We start from the raw sequence: 14,743 nt of genomic DNA on the forward strand, positions 1-14,743 counted from the left end.
GCAGGCTAGAGGCCCAATGCGGCACGGCCGAGGCCGGTGCGCGTGGAATCGTCCTGCGGCGTGTGCACGCGGCCGCAGAGGACATCGCGATAGTGCCGCTCCAGCGGATTGGCGCGGGACAGGCCGTGATTGCCGGTCAGCGACAAGGCATCCTCAACCGCGGCGACGGCGTTGTTGGTCACGGTCAACTTGATGACGTTGGACTCGGCCGCGGAAAGCTCGAGACCGTCATCGAAATCGCCAGCGAAGGATGCGATCAGCCGCGCATTCACCACAAGCCGAGCTTCGATCGCGCCAAGGATCTCCTGCGCGCGCGGCAAGGTCGCAAGCGGCGCGCCCAGGCCGGCCGGCACCCGCTGCTTCAGGAACCCGACCAGCCAGTCGCGTGCAGCCCGCGCAACGCCGTCATAGATCGCGGCGACGAAAATCGTGTGGACGGTCGCCTGCGCGACATCAGGTACGCGCCAGTCCGCCGGTTTGCGAACGTCGATCTCGGCATCGAGGGGGATCACGACGTCGTCGAAGATGACGTCGTGGCTGCCGCTGGCGCGCAGGCCGTGATGATCCCATGTCTCGACGATGCGCGTGCCCGGCAGTCCCGCCGGCACCAGGAACTGTCCGACGCGCGGCTCGGCTTCGTCCGTCCGAGCCCAGACCAGATACCATTTCAGGATCGGCGATCCCGTCGAATAAATCTTGTGCCCCGAGAGCCGCCAGCCGGTCTCGGTCCGGCGTGCAATGGTCGCGGGCAGGCCGCCGCGCGCAGGCGAGCCCAGTTCGGGCTCGACGCGGAGCGCGTTGACGAGCGCAAGGCCTTCGACACTCTCGCGCGCAAGCTTGCGCGACAGCCTTGCCGGCCAGGTCGGGCTCCGTGCCATCACCAGATGGTTGATGTAGTGCATCGACAGCACCAGCGCGGTCGACGGATCGGCCTTGCCGATGATGCCGAGGACGCGGGCGGCGTATCGTGCGCCTGCCCCGGCGCCGCCATGGGCGGCAGGCACCGTCAGCGACAGCAGACCCGCCTCGGACAGCTCGCGAAAATTCTCGAACGGGAAGCTTCCGGTGCGATCGTATTCGGCCGCACGGGCGGCGAAAGCCTCGGCCAGCGCCTCGGCACGTGCGACGTAGTCGGGCTCGTGATGCGCCGCGCGCCCCTTGGCGATCGAAGTTACCATGTGGCGTCCAATCCGAGCAGGCCAAGAATCTGGCGGCGCAAATCCGCGAGATACGGATCACCGCGATGGCGCGGATAGGGCCGGTCGACACGGATATCGGCCTTCACGCGCGCCGGGCGGTCGCTGAACACGATGACGCGGTTGGCGAGCACCAGCGCCTCCTCGGCGTCATGCGTCACCAGCAGCGTGGTGAAACCCTTGCGCTGCCACAGCGAGACCAGCTCGGCCTGCATGGTGATGCGGGTCAGCGAGTCGAGCTTGCCCAGCGGCTCGTCGAGGATGAGGATTTTTGGATCATTGACCAGCGCACGGGCGAGCGCAACGCGCTGCGCCATGCCGCCCGAGAGCTGGTGCGGATAGGCATTGCGGAAGGACGATAGCCCTACGAGATCAAGCGCGGCATCGACGCGGTGACGCTGGCTCTTCAAAATGCCCTGCGCCTCCAGCCCAAGCGCGACGTTGTCCCAGACCGTGCGCCAGGGAAACAATGTCGGGTCCTGGAACACGACGACGCGCGACGGGTGCGGTCGCGTGATGCGCGCCTCGTCCTCGCGCAGCGTTCCGGACCTGGGCTTGTCGAGGCCTGCGACGAGGCGCAGCAGCGTGGACTTGCCGCAGCCGGAGGGGCCGAGCAGCGCAACGAATTCGCCCGGCTCGACGGAGATGCTGACGTCGCTGAGCACCGGCAGCTCGGCGCCGTCGATGTCGAAGGCGTGGCTGACCTGCTCGATGTCGAGGGCGGCACCGGCGGCCAGGTGAGCGTCGATTTCAGCCAGTGCAGTTGCGGCTACCATTTGACGGTCCCCTTCTGCCAGACCAGCAGGCGATCGCGGATCGCAAACAGCAGCGTGATCGCGCCGGAGCAGAGCAATGACATCACGATCAGCGCCGCATACATGTTGGCGTAGGCGGCCCAGCCCTGCGCCCATTGCAGGTACCAGCCGAGCCCGGCCTTGACGCCGATCATCTCGGCGACGACGAGCACGGCAAAGGACGAGCCGAGCCCCATGAACAGGCCGACGAAAACGTGCGGCAATGCCGCGGGGATCGCGACCTTCAGCACCAGGAAGGACGGTTTTGCCCCAAGCGTCCGCGCGACGTCGTAATAGGCGTTGCTCACGCTCGCGACACCCGACCAGGTCAACACGGTGACCGGGAAGCCGGTTGCCAGCGCGATCAGAAAGGTCGAGGCGCTCCAACTCGACGGGAAGGTGAAGAAGGCGATCGGCAGCCAGGCGGTCGCCGGCAGCGGGCCGATGAACCGCAGCACCGGATGCACCCAATAGCCGACCGCGCGCGACCAGCCGATCGAGACACCGGTCAGGAACCCGACCGTCGCGCCGATCAGATAGCCGCCGAGCTGGAGCTTGACCGAGGCGAACACGCTGTCGAGCAGTTTTGGCAGATCGTCGGTGTAGACTTCGATGATCGACTGCGGCGGCGGGAAGAACGGCAATGGCAGCCATGCGAATTTCGCCGTCGCGACTTCCCACATGGTCAGGACAACGCCGAGCACGACGAGCCACGGCGCGCGCTGGCGCAAGGCCCGGCCCGCCGAGCCGAGATAATCGGCGCCGACAGTCCCGAACAGCGCGATGGCCGCGATGACAAACGCGGCGATGCCGAGCGAATGCGTCCGCGACCAGTCGCCAACGTCCTCCCACCACAGGCAGGACAGCCCGAAGACAATCCACGCCACGCTGGCGAGAATGCCGACACCGGAGTCCCGGATCCAACTCGCAAGCCACGGCGACCGCGAGAGACGCGGCGCGCCGGAAGCTAGGCCGTCAGACAGCGAATACGTCGACATAGATGCGCTCCGCGAATCTGGCCGTGTCGGTGCTCTGTTTGAACACCTGCACGCTCTTGAGATCGTCGGCATAGGCCTTGAGCTCGCGCTTCAGGACTTCGCCGACGGGATGATGATGGTGGGTGTGGTAGCGCACCATGCCCTCGATATCCGCGAGCGATGCGGTCTTCGGCGCGTAAGGCTGGAACGACTTCGCCGTCACGGATGGATTTTGCGCGGTGAACATCGCGGCATCGAGCAGCGCCTGCGTCAGGGCACGCGCGACCTGCGGCTCCTCGCGCACCAGGCTGCCGCGCAGGCCGAGGATGCAGCAGCTCTTGTCGCGATATTCGCCATCGAGATTGGAGGCGACCTCCTTGTACTGGCTGTCCTTGAGCCAGAGATAACCCAGCGGGTCGGACGACAGGAATGCCTGCACCTCGCCCTTCTCGACAGCGACGTTGAGAAGGTTGCCGGGATATGCGCGCCAGTCGACATCCTTGTTCGGATCAATACCGAGTTTGGCGAGCTGAATGGAGAAGAAATTCTTGTCGGGGCCGCCGAGATCGCCGACCGCGACGATCTTGCCCTTGAGATCGGCGAGCTTGCTCACGCTGGAATCGGCGCGGGTCAGGACCCGCATGCAGCCGCCATGGGTGCCGGCCGCAATCTTGACGTCAAAGCCCTGCTCCAGCGGCTTCAACCACCGCAGCGCCATGCCGAGCCCAGCATCGCTCTTGCCGGTTGCGATGGCCTCGAGCAGCTGGTCGGTGGAACCGGAATAGTTGATGAGTTCGATATCGAGATTGTGCTTCTGGAAGAAGCCGTGCTCGATGGCGACCGGCACCGGAGCGAGACACACCGCGCCCGCGTTCCAGGACAGCTTGAGCTTGCGCGGCGCGCCGGTGAGCGCGGGCACATCCGACGCCGTCCGGCAGAGCGGAAACTCCGAGAGATCGACGCCGGGCGCGATGCCCCGCGGCGCAAAGGCCTGTGCCGCACCGAAGGCACCGAGCGGCGCGGCGAATGCCGCAGCTAACCCCGCCTGGAGCAAATGGCGACGGTCGAGCCTCGATCCGTCGCGCTTGTCGTCGTCGTTCATCCGTCTCCACTCCTGCGCTGGCACGGCTCCGCCATCGGCACAAGAGCTTGTGTTGCGCCTGTTCCGTGCGGAGCTGCGTCGAGAGAAAATCTTTTCGCCGGCGCCTGCTGCGGCGCCTTGATGCGATGCGCAAATCATGCGGCGCGTTCGCCGTATCGTCAATGAAATGGAATTTCGAATGTGGCGCGAAGCGAGGTCATTCTCTCCATCGGTGCGTGCAAGTACGATGAAAGGATTTCCGTCGATGGATCGATTGACAAAGCGCGAGGCCACTCCCTCTCCTGCTTCATTTTTGCGCAGCATCGGTGGCGCATACCGCACGTTCTCGAGATCAGCGCCTCGCTGAAACGTCCTTCCGGATCGCGCGCGCAATACGGTTAGCCATTTCATTGACCGCGCATCGCGCAACCATAGACTTGATCGTCTCGCTGCATCGTTCGCTCACGCGTCGTGGGCAAAGCAACAAGACAGGCCACATGAGCATCAACTCCCTCGATCATTCCATCACGCGCCGGCTCGCGGCATCGCTGCTTGCCGCCGCCATCACCCTGTCGACGGCCGCGGCGTCGTTCGCAGCCGATGCAATCGTGCTGCGGGTCGGCGACCAGAAGGGCGGCAATCGTTCGCTGCTCGATATCTCCGGCTACGCGAAGGATCTGCCTTACAAAATCGAGTGGTCGGAATTTCCCGCGGCCGCGCCGATCCTCGAAGCGCTCACCGCCGGCGCGCTCGACGTCGGCTATACCGGCGACCTCTCGTTCCTTTCCGTTTACGCGGCCGGCGCGCCGATCAAGGCGATCGGCGGCACCAGGTCGGATGCCAAGACGCAAGCCATTCTCGTGCGCCAGGATTCGCCGATTAAATCGCCGGCCGATCTCAAGGGAAAACGCCTCGCCGGCACGCGCGGCGGCTGGGGCCAGTTTCTGATCGACGCCACGCTGGAGAAGGCGAACATGAAGCTGGAGGATGCGACGTTCGCGCCGCTCGGCCCGGTCGACGCCAAAATCGCATTGGTCGCAGGCTCGATCGACGCTTGGGCGGTGTGGGAGCCCTACGTCTCCTTCGCGACGCTCAAGGACAAAGCCCGCGTGATCGCCAACGGCGAAGGCCTGACGCCGACCATCACCTTCATCGTCGCCTCCGACAACGCCATCGCCAGCAAGCGCGCGGCGGTGCAGGACCTCGTGCAGCGGCTGAACAAGGCGCGGCTGTGGTCGCTGGATCATCTCGGCGAATATGCCAAGAGCACGTCCGAGCTGACCAAGCTGCCGGAGGACGTGCTGCTCTCGGCCTACACCGCGCAACGCACCAGCCCGATTCCGATCGACGAGAACGTCGTGAAGGAGGTGCAGGAAGCCTCCGACCGCTCGACGCGCTACGGCATCCTGCCGAAGAAGCTCGACGTCAGCAAAGCCGTCGATCGCAGCTTCACCGCTGCGGCCGCGGGATCGAACTAGGCGGAGGCGGCGGGATGCGCGCGCTGCGCCTCAAGGCCGGCCCGCTGCATCTCGCCGCGATCGTGCTCGCGCATTTCGCCTGCATGAGCCTGATCGTGTGGCTATCGCTTTAGACGCCGTCCAGCGTCTCCGCTCCCCGCCCCGGCCTTAAGGAAAACATCAGGACAACATAAGGAGCCCATAAGGACTTCCGAGACGCCGCTGGCCTAGCATCGACCGTGTGATCGCGTCGGTAACAGGATGCCTCATCCCGCGGCTTGTCCAGGCAATCACAACTCGCTCTCGGGTTGCCGATCGCGACTGGACGGGCTTACAGTGATCCGCCCTGCGGCCGTCGACGCTTGCAATGGGAAGGCGACCTTCGGGCTGGAGACCAGCGCCATGTCAGCCGATCAGTATCTTCGTTACGATCCGTCCGTCGAACACATCCGGCCCGAGGAAGCGGCCGCCGTCGAGGAGATCGTTGCCTCGATTTCGCGAACGAGCGATCTCACTTTTCGCAAAGACAAGCACGGGACCCGACAGCAGCACGCCAAGGGCGCCGGCTATCTCCGGGGCGAGCTGATCGTCTACGAGGATTTGCCTGATCATCTGCGCCAGGGCCTGTTCAAGCAGGCTGGCCGCTTCCCGATCATCGTCCGCCTTTCCACCGCATTCAACAGGAGCGATCGCGTACGTTCGCCGCGGGGGTTTGCCATCAAGGTCCTGGGTGTGACTGGGCCCAAGGCGCTCGGCGACGACGATACGACGAACCAGGATCTTCTGCTCGTCAATCACCCCAGCTATTTCGCGGATGCGATGGCCTATATGCGCGCACAGCACCATGTCGAGCGCACCCTGTTCCTGCCTGATCTGGCGTACGTACCCATAGGCTTTCTCGCGCGCGCGCTGGTCGCCGCATCGGACAGAACAGGCATTCCGATCCCGATCGTCTTGAAAGCGCTCGGTGATGCCGGCAGCAACATCCTCGGAGAAACCTTTCACACAGAGGGAGCATTGCGGTTTGGCGATTATATCGCAAGGCTTCGCCTGGTGCCGATCTCGGCCTCGGTTCGCCAACTCACCGGCCAGCCCTGTCACGATTCCGATGATGCCGTGCTGAACAGCGTCGTTGCCTTCTTCAAGGACAATGCGGCCGAGTACGAATTATCTGCCCAGCTCTGCACCGACCTGGAGCGAACACCGATCGAAGATGCCTCGATCGACTGGCCCGAGGACGTCGCGCCGCCGCAAGCACTCGGCAAGATCACGCTTCCGCGCCAGACCGCCGACAGCCCCGCACGTCGGGTCTATTCCGACGAGGTGCTTTCGTTCGATCCATGGCGATGTCTGGCCGCGCATCAGCCGCTCGGCTCGATCATGCGATTGCGCAGGGATGCCTACAGTGCCTCCCGCACGCTGCGGCAGCAGCAAAATCAAGGCATGGTCAAGCAACCGCCCGAAGAACCGCGAGAGATCGCGGACCTGCCGGTTTGAGACGACGATCACCGTCCCGCAATATCGGGCCGGGTGTGCCGGCCTGCGTCGAAAAAGGACGCCGAGCGCAGCGGATCGCCGGGATCAAGCGTCTCCGCCAGCGATGCGATCACCTGGCTGGAGCGGTCCCGCCACTTGGCAGCCCTTTGCGCTTGTCCGAGGCTCCCATAGAGCACCGCTGTCGTGCGATAAACGCGCCAGGCGGCGTGCGGCAGCCTGGTATGCCGGAGAATCGAAATGGCCGTCGACAAATGCGCGCCGGCGAGTTGCGTCTCCTGCTTCAGGATCGCAATTCTCGCCATGGCCTCGTAGCACAGCGCGAGAAACGGCCGGTCGGGTGCCGCGCTCGTCACCTCGTGAAACTGGCTGGCCGAACTCTGGGCGCGATCCAGATCGCCGGTCGCGATCCAATAGTCGCAGCAAGTGAGCCAATAATGGGGGATGACCAGCGACTCCATCGGCACCCGATCGACCTCCATTCGCCGCTCCATCGCATCGAGATGCTGCCGCGCCCGAGTGAGGTCGCCCATCTTGACATAAGCTCGCGCCAGCAGGTTCCTGCCAACGAAGAAGGTGAACGGATTGGCCTCGATCATCGGGCCGAGTGCATCCTCCGCACGCCGTGACGCGCTGCCATATTCCTCCGCCTCGGAATACAGCCATCCGATCGTGAGATGACACAGCGCGACGGCCTGCGGATTTGCATTCCGCTCCGAGATGGCCAACGCGGAGACGACGTTTCTTTGCGCCCGCCCCCATTCACCGAGATAAATCTGGGCAAACGCCTCGACCGATTCATAGAGCACGAACAGATAGACGTCACCGACCAGGCGGGCGAGCTCCTTACCCCTTGTCGTCGCATCGCAGCAGGCCGGATAATTCGCGCGCAGGAATTCCAGCACCATCTCCATCGAGCAGCGTCGCAGCCGCATGCTCAGATCCTGCTCTCCGGTGATCAGTGCTGACGCACGCTCGGCAAGCTCCGCATTCTCGCGATCCCAGCCGCAGAGCATCAGCTTCAAATTGGCAACGTTCCCCTGCACCAGAGCGCTGAATGCCGCGTCGTCGATCGTCCTACTCTTGACAAGAGCCTGTTCCGCAACAGGCAGGCTCTGGCGTCGATCGACGTAGAGACAAAATCTGCTGAGGTCGACCAGTGCGTTCACCTCTTCGCGCACGTGCCCGTTCTCCGCCGCGTGCGCGACGACTGCGTTGAGATCCTGCAGGGAATTCAGGAAATCTCCACTGGCTCGCCAGGCCCAGGCGCGCTGAAGCAGCAACTTCAGACGTGTCGTCACCCGAAACTCCGGCGGCAGATGCGGCACCAGTTCCAAAGCGCGGGACAGGTAATTGGCTGCCTCGCGCGTGCTGAACCTTCGCGCCGAGCCCTCGGCCGCCGCGCCCAGATAATGCATCGCTTTTGGGAAATCGCGGCCCAGTTCGAAGTGACGCGCGACAATGGCGGCGATCTCCGCAGCCTGCGGCCCGTAGCCCTGCTCGAGCCCCGCCCCAAGCAGCACATGGGTTTTGGTGCGGCGCGCCGGCGCAAGCCGCTGATAGAGGAGCTCCTGGTAAAGCGCGTGCCGGAACGTATAGCGACCGGAGACGCCTCCGTTCGGCCACTCGGTCATGCCGGCCACGACGATAATGCGATCGGTCCGCGCCAGGTCCTCGCACATCTGCTCGACATCCAGCACGGGACGGTCGAGCGCACCGGCGATATGGAGCGCGGAAAACTCCGCTCCCGCCGCACTGGCGACCTCGAGCAGGCAGCGCTCGTCCACGGTGAGGTGATCGATCTGCTGCTTGATCATTCCTTCCAGATCGCCCGGCATGCTGTCATGCGAGGCCGCGTCTTCGCTGACCAGCCGCCAGCCCAATTCGTGCTCGACAAGCGCGCCCTGCGCCACGAGATGATCGAGCAGAGACGACACGAACAGAGGATGCCCGCCGGTTCGCGCGAAGATACGCTCGACCAGCTCTTTGGCAAAATCGGCCGAGCTGAAGCGCAGGGACAGATAGCGCTCGACGTCGGTCCCGGTCAGTCGATCGAGCGCGAGCTCGGTGGCGTGTCCATGAATCCGCAAGTCCTGGTGAACCGCACGGATGGGATGTCCGCCGACGGCGACTTCCATCGGCCGGTAGGTGGCCAGCACGAGGATTGCCGCCCTCCGATCCCGCCGTGCCAGCCGGGAGAGCACATCCACGGTGGCAAAGTCGCTCCAGTGCAGATCTTCCAGGATGATCACCCATGGCCGGCTGACGGCGAGATGTTCCATGAGATCGGCAAATTCGCGCAGCATGCGCTCCCGGGTTGCGCCAAAGACCTCGCGCTGGAATGCGGCCCGGTCTGCTTCGCCGAGGAATCCGGGCATTTGTGCGAGCCAGGTCGGCGCGTGCTCGCGGATCGACGTCAGCAGCGATGCTCCATCGGTTCGACGGCAGCACTCGTTCAGGGCTCCGATCAGCGGAAGAAAGGCCTCATGGGTGCCGAACAACTCGTTGCAGCTACAGTGCAGCACGCCCAGTCCCTGCTGGTTCATCCTGTCGAGCGTCATTTGCAAGAGGGTGGTCTTGCCGATCCCGGCCTCGCCGGTGATGAAGACGACCTGACGCTGTCCGGTACGGGCGAGTTGCAACGCCTTGTCCAGCGTATCGAGTGCCCCGTTGCGCCCGACCCTCCAGTGCCGGCGTCGATCGACCACCTGCTCCGTGGCGGACGCCGCCTCCTCCTCGGCCGCCCGCTCGGCCGCAGGCAAGTCGGCGGTCGCGACCGAAGCGATGAAGCGATAGCCGCGCCGCGTGACGGTCTCGATGTAATTGGGCGATTGCCTGTCGTCGCCGAGCACCGAGCGGAGCGCGTTCACGGCAACCGCGAGGCTCGACTCGCTGACGTGGAGATCGGACCAGACCGCGTCGAGCAACTCTTCCTTGGTGACGAGCTCACCGGGCCGACCGACAAGATGGCAAAGAACCTCGAACGGCTTCGGCGCCAGCGCGATCCGCTCCCCGCCTCGCCACAATAGCGCGTTGGCCCGGTCGAGGCGGAATTCACCAAAGGCAAGCGCGTCTGTACGCACGGCTCCAACCCCCGGATGCTCCCCCACCTTAAGGGAAAGCTCAGCCAAATGTAAGGACGCGATAAAGACCTGCGCCCTGCGCCGGCACTAGCATTGGCCTGTCCATTTCAGAGACGCCGGCAAGGCGTCGGACGGCCTTTTCATCACGCTGTCATTTCCGTCGACAGGCAGTCGATGCCTGAAATTTGGCAAGGAGTTGGCCATGAGCATTTTAAGACATTTGGCGATCCCGCCTCTCGCTTTTGCCCTTCGCCATTACGACGTCAGGGTCATATTGAGCCTCACAGTCCTCAGCCGCATCTTCCTCCTCGCCATCTATCTTGCGTGCGGCGGCCCGGGCCTGTCCGGGCCCGACCTCGCCAACACCATCGCCCTGCCATGAGGTCGGGACCGCTCGAATGGTGCATCGAGATCGCGATCATCGTCGCGATCTGCATCGGGATTGTCGTGGGAGGGCATGGCCGGCTCGTCGTGCCGCATCACCGGGTTCAACGCGCGCAAGCCGATCGGGCCGCTTGCGTCCAGCGGCCCTCAAACCCCTCCAGCGTCGTCGCCCTGCGGCGAGCGGGTCCACCCGTTTGATCGATCACCAATACGCGCGGTGATAGTGCCGGTAATACGGCCGGTAGTAGCCGTAACGAGGGCCGAAATACGGACGGTAAGGCCGATAGTAGCGCGGATAGGCATAGGCCGGACCATAGCCGTAATAGGCCGGCGCATAACCATAGCCATAGCCGTAGCCCGGGTATCCGTAGCCGCCGTAGTAGGGCCCACCGCCATAGTAGCCGTAGCCGTAAGGCGCGCTGCTGGCGATGGCACCTGCGATGATCGCGCCAGCGGCAAGGCCGCCGAGACCCCATCCAAATCCTCGGCCGCGCCAGTGCACCTGCGTGACATCATCGCCAACGGCGGCCTTCATGGTTGCGACATTGGTGGGCAGCGGAGCCGCCGCCGCCTGCTGAATTCCCCCCGCCATCACCGCTGCGGCGAGCGAACCGGCAACTGCCGTTTTCCAGACCCTCATCGTCTTACTCCTTTCTGACGTTTGGCTTGGAGATGGATCGCAGCGCCATCATCGGGCATCCTGGCGCGAGGTCAAAGCCTCGAGTTTTGCGTGCACCGCACAAGACACATGCCTCCATTCTGATCAACCGGTATCCGACGGGCTCGACAACCTCGCCGCGTGTGACACCGGCAAGACGGTGCCTGGGGCCCGATCACCGCGGCAAAGCATTAAGCTTCCGGCGCATTCGCAACCAACAACCACCTTCCCGATTTACTATTCGTGCCGTTACTATCGGTTCCAAATGTGCGCGGCCGGGAGGCTTCTCGCGAGCGCCAGAGTTGTGGGAGAATGACATGAGTGCCGCGAGACCCGAGCCGCTTGCCCGTCAGGCGCTGGCGTTCGTCCTGGCCGGCGGACGCGGCAGCCGGCTCCTGGAGCTGACCGACCGGCGTGCCAAGCCCGCGGTCTATTTCGGCGGAAAATCCCGCATCATCGATTTCGCGCTGTCGAACGCGGTGAACTCTGGCATCCGTCGCATCGCAGTCGCGACCCAGTACAAGGCGCACAGCCTGATCCGGCACCTTCAGATGGGCTGGAACTTCTTCCGTCCCGAACGCAACGAGAGCTTCGACATCCTCCCCGCGAGCCAGCGCGTCTCCGAAAACATGTGGTATGTCGGCACGGCCGATGCGGTCTACCAGAACATCGACATCATCGAATCCCACGCCTGCCGCTTCATCGTGGTTCTCGCCGGCGACCATATCTATAAAATGGATTACGAGGTGATGCTGCGGCAGCATGTCGACAGCGGCGCCGACGTTACCGTCGGCTGCCTGGAGATGCCGCGCCAGGAATCTTCCGGCTTCGGCATCATGCATATCGACGAGAACGGCTGGATCAAAGAATTCCTGGAAAAGCCGAAAGATCCGCCGCCGATGCCGGGCAAGCCGGACGTCTCGCTGGCCAGCATGGGCATCTACGTGTTCGACGCGAAATTCCTGTTCGAGGAGCTCAAGCGCGACGCCGAGGATCCGAACTCCAACCACGATTTCGGCAAGGACATCATCCCCTACCTCGTCAAGAACGGCCGCGCCATGGCGCACCAGTACTCGACCTCCTGCGTCCGCTCCGGCAGCGACCCCCGCGCCTATTGGCGCGACGTCGGCACGGTCGACGCCTATTGGGCCGCCAATATCGACCTCACCGACGTGGTCCCCGAACTCGATTTGTTCGACAGCGCCTGGCCGATCTGGTCGTACTCGGAGATCACACCGCCGGCAAAATTCGTCCACGACGAGGAGAGCCGGCGCGGCCAGGCCGTGAGCTCGCTGGTCTCGGGCGGTTGCATCATTTCCGGCGCCTCGCTGCGGCGCTCGCTGCTGTTCACCGGCGTGCGCGTCAACTCCTACGCCAATGTCGAGAACGCCGTGATCATGCCCTACGTCAATGTCGGCCGCGGCGCGCGCCTGAAGAACGTCGTGATCGATCGCGGCGTCGAGATCCCGGAAGGGCTCGTCGTCGGCGAGGATCCCGAGTTGGATGCAAGACGCTTCCGCACCACCGAGCAGGGCATTTCGCTCATCACCCAGCCGATGCTCGACAGGCTCAATACATGACGCCTGTTCGCGTCCTCGCGGTCGCCTCTGAGGTCTATCCCATCGTCAAGACCGGCGGCCTCGCCGATGTCGCGGGCGCGCTGCCGATCGCGCTGAAGGCGCACGACGTCGAGATGCGCACCTTGATGCCGGGTTATCCCGACGTGATGCGGGTGCTGGGGGGAGCTGACGAAATCCGGCGCTGGCCGGATTATTTCGGCGGACCCGGGCGTCTGCTCGCCGGCTCGCATGACGGCCTCGATCTGTTCGTGCTCGACGTGCCGCATCTCTACGCGCGTCCTGGCAACCCTTACGTGACGCCCGAAGGCGTCGACTGGGCGGACAACGGCGTGCGGTTCGCCGCGCTGTCGCGCATCGCTGCCGATATCGGCCACGGCCTCGTTCCCGCCTTCGTGCCTGACGTGGTGCATGCCCATGACTGGCAGGCCGGGCTGGCGCCGGCCTATCTGCACTACGACAACCGGCCGCGGCCCGCCACCGTGATGACCATCCACAACATGGCCTATCAGGGCAAGTTCGCGCCCGAGCTGATCGGTTCGATTGGCCTGCCCTGGCGCGCCTTCGGCGTCAACGACCTCGAATATTTCGGCGGCATCAGTTTTTTGAAGGCGGGCCTGCAATTCGCTGATCGCATCACCACGGTCTCGCCGACCTATGCGCAGGAGATCCAGACCGACGAGGGCGGCATGGGGTTCGGCGGCCTGCTTCGCGCCCGCGCCAACGTGCTGAGCGGAATCCTCAACGGCATCGATGTATCCGTTTGGAATCCGCAAGAAGATCCGCACATCGCCTACCGCTTCGGCGCGGAGGACCTCACGTTCCGGGCCGCCAACAAGGCGGTGCTTCAGCAACAGTTCAATCTGGATTCCTCGGACGAAGCGCCATTGCTCGGCGTCATCAGCCGCCTGTCGTGGCAGAAGGGGCTCGATCTCCTGCTCGAAGCCATTCCGACCATTTTGCGCGAAGGCATGCAGCTCGCGCTACTCGGCAGCGGCGACCGCGATCTGCAGGATCGCTATCAGGCCGTTGCGCGCGCGAACCCCGGCCGCATCGGGGTCGTGATCGGCTATGACGAGATCATGGCCCATCTGATCCAGGCCGGCTCGGACGCGCTCATCGTGCCATCACGGTTCGAGCCATGCGGCCTGACCCAGCTCTGCGCGCTGCGCTACGGCGCCGTGCCCATCGTTTCGCGCGTCGGCGGCCTTGAGGATACCATCGTCGATATCGGCGAGGCCGACAAATCGGGCCACGATGCCACCGGCTTCAAGTTCGCACCCGTCACCGCGGATGCCCTCGCCGGCACGCTGCGCAAGGCCAACATCGCCTTTCACGACAAGCTGACCTGGCGCCGGCTGCAACTGAGCGGCCTTGCGACCGACGTGTCCTGGCGCAACCGCGCCGGTGACTATGCCGCGCTCTATCGTGGCCTCATGCCGCGCGCGCCTGAGGAGACAGGCGTGTCGCTTTGAATAGCGTTCCTGCGGGCCCATCCTTCGAGACGCCCGCTCCGCGAGCTCCTCAGGATGAGGGCGGAGTACGCGGCAGCGATTTTGACAGCCCCGGTGCTGCTTGGCCTCATCCTGAGGAGGCGCGTAAGCGCCGTCTCGAAGGACGAGGCGCGCGCACAGGCTGTCGCCTGGATCGCCGTTCCAGACCCATCACCATCGTCGAATCAATGCTATAGAGCCGTCATGGACCCGTTCTTGATCAAGCTGATCGGCTTTGCCGCCGCGACCTGCACCACCGTGGCCTACGCGCCGCAAGCCATCAAAGTGTGGAAGACCCGCTCCACCGGCGATATTTCGCTCGGCATGTTCCTGGTCATGGTGCTGGGGCTGGCGCTCTGGCTCGTCTACGGCCTGCTGTCGGGCGATGCGCCCCTCGTCGCCGCCAACGCCGTCACCATGGTGCTCGCCGGCGGCATCCTGTTCATGAAGCTGAAATACGGATGAGCTCGGAGCTGCGTAGGGCGGATTAGCCGAAGGCGTAATCCGCCGCCTTCACTGCCGCCGATGGTGGATTACGCTTCGCTAATC

12 protein-coding genes are annotated in these 14,743 nt (G+C 64.4%); 6 read left to right on the forward strand and 6 right to left on the reverse strand.

Going from position 1 to position 14,743, the window contains the following annotated elements; translation table 11 throughout:
- Positions 1-5: 5 nt before the first annotated feature.
- The 4 genes from AC0L21_RS09260 to AC0L21_RS09275 are packed head-to-tail and all read right to left on the reverse strand — an operon-like array spanning position 6 to position 4,069.
- Positions 6-1,178 carry an acyl-CoA dehydrogenase family protein gene (locus AC0L21_RS09260; protein ID WP_473260435.1) on the reverse strand — a complete coding sequence of 391 codons (1,173 nt, stop codon included), beginning with the start codon at positions 1,176-1,178 and terminating at the stop codon, positions 6-8.
- Complete coding sequence (locus AC0L21_RS09265) at positions 1,172-1,972, reverse strand: ABC transporter ATP-binding protein (protein ID WP_354208911.1); 801 nt, start codon at positions 1,970-1,972, stop codon at positions 1,172-1,174. The genes AC0L21_RS09260 and AC0L21_RS09265 overlap by 7 nt, the downstream gene beginning before the upstream one ends.
- Positions 1,966-2,988, reverse strand: coding sequence for an ABC transporter permease (locus AC0L21_RS09270; protein WP_473260437.1), 1,023 nt, complete (start codon positions 2,986-2,988; stop codon positions 1,966-1,968). The genes AC0L21_RS09265 and AC0L21_RS09270 overlap by 7 nt, the downstream gene beginning before the upstream one ends.
- The gene (locus AC0L21_RS09275; RefSeq protein WP_473260439.1) at positions 2,966-4,069 is read right to left on the reverse strand and encodes an ABC transporter substrate-binding protein; all 1,104 of its coding nucleotides are present in this window, start codon (positions 4,067-4,069) and stop codon (positions 2,966-2,968) included. Before AC0L21_RS09275 ends, AC0L21_RS09270 begins: the two co-directional genes overlap by 23 nt.
- 476 nt (positions 4,070-4,545) lie before the next feature.
- Between AC0L21_RS09275 and AC0L21_RS09280 the strand changes: the two genes are divergently transcribed.
- Both AC0L21_RS09280 and AC0L21_RS09285 read left to right on the forward strand, forming a co-directional pair.
- Complete coding sequence (locus AC0L21_RS09280; RefSeq protein WP_473260441.1) at positions 4,546-5,526, forward strand: ABC transporter substrate-binding protein; 981 nt, start codon at positions 4,546-4,548, stop codon at positions 5,524-5,526.
- Between the two features lie 381 nt (positions 5,527-5,907).
- Complete coding sequence (locus AC0L21_RS09285) at positions 5,908-7,002, forward strand: catalase family protein (RefSeq protein WP_473260443.1); 1,095 nt, start codon at positions 5,908-5,910, stop codon at positions 7,000-7,002.
- Between the two features lie 8 nt (positions 7,003-7,010).
- Here the strand turns inward: AC0L21_RS09285 and AC0L21_RS09290 are convergent, their stop codons facing one another.
- The gene (locus tag AC0L21_RS09290) at positions 7,011-10,082 is read right to left on the reverse strand and encodes an ATP-binding protein (RefSeq protein WP_473260445.1); all 3,072 of its coding nucleotides are present in this window, start codon (positions 10,080-10,082) and stop codon (positions 7,011-7,013) included.
- 202 nt (positions 10,083-10,284) lie between these two features.
- Between AC0L21_RS09290 and AC0L21_RS09295 the strand changes: the two genes are divergently transcribed.
- A complete protein-coding gene (locus tag AC0L21_RS09295) occupies positions 10,285-10,464 on the forward strand; it encodes a hypothetical protein (protein WP_473260448.1) in 180 nt (59 codons plus the stop codon).
- A 204-nt stretch (positions 10,465-10,668) separates the two neighbouring features.
- Here AC0L21_RS09295 and AC0L21_RS09300 read toward each other — a convergent pair whose 3' ends face one another.
- Positions 10,669-11,106 carry a hypothetical protein gene (locus AC0L21_RS09300; RefSeq protein ID WP_473260450.1) on the reverse strand — a complete coding sequence of 146 codons (438 nt, stop codon included), beginning with the start codon at positions 11,104-11,106 and terminating at the stop codon, positions 10,669-10,671.
- A 335-nt stretch (positions 11,107-11,441) separates the two neighbouring features.
- Here AC0L21_RS09300 and glgC point away from each other — a divergent pair, with 335 nt between their 5' ends.
- From glgC to AC0L21_RS09315, 3 genes are all read left to right on the forward strand, one after another.
- Complete coding sequence (gene glgC, locus AC0L21_RS09305; RefSeq protein WP_007613273.1) at positions 11,442-12,704, forward strand: glucose-1-phosphate adenylyltransferase; 1,263 nt, start codon at positions 11,442-11,444, stop codon at positions 12,702-12,704.
- Positions 12,701-14,176 carry a glycogen synthase GlgA gene (gene glgA / locus AC0L21_RS09310; protein ID WP_473260452.1) on the forward strand — a complete coding sequence of 492 codons (1,476 nt, stop codon included), beginning with the start codon at positions 12,701-12,703 and terminating at the stop codon, positions 14,174-14,176. The genes glgC and glgA overlap by 4 nt, the downstream gene beginning before the upstream one ends.
- 222 nt (positions 14,177-14,398) lie before the next feature.
- Positions 14,399-14,659 (forward strand): SemiSWEET transporter, encoded by a 261-nt coding sequence (locus tag AC0L21_RS09315; protein ID WP_247500855.1) that lies wholly within the window; start codon positions 14,399-14,401, stop codon positions 14,657-14,659.
- Positions 14,660-14,743 lie beyond the last annotated feature (84 nt).

This window comes from Bradyrhizobium sp. WSM4873, assembly GCF_055811355.1.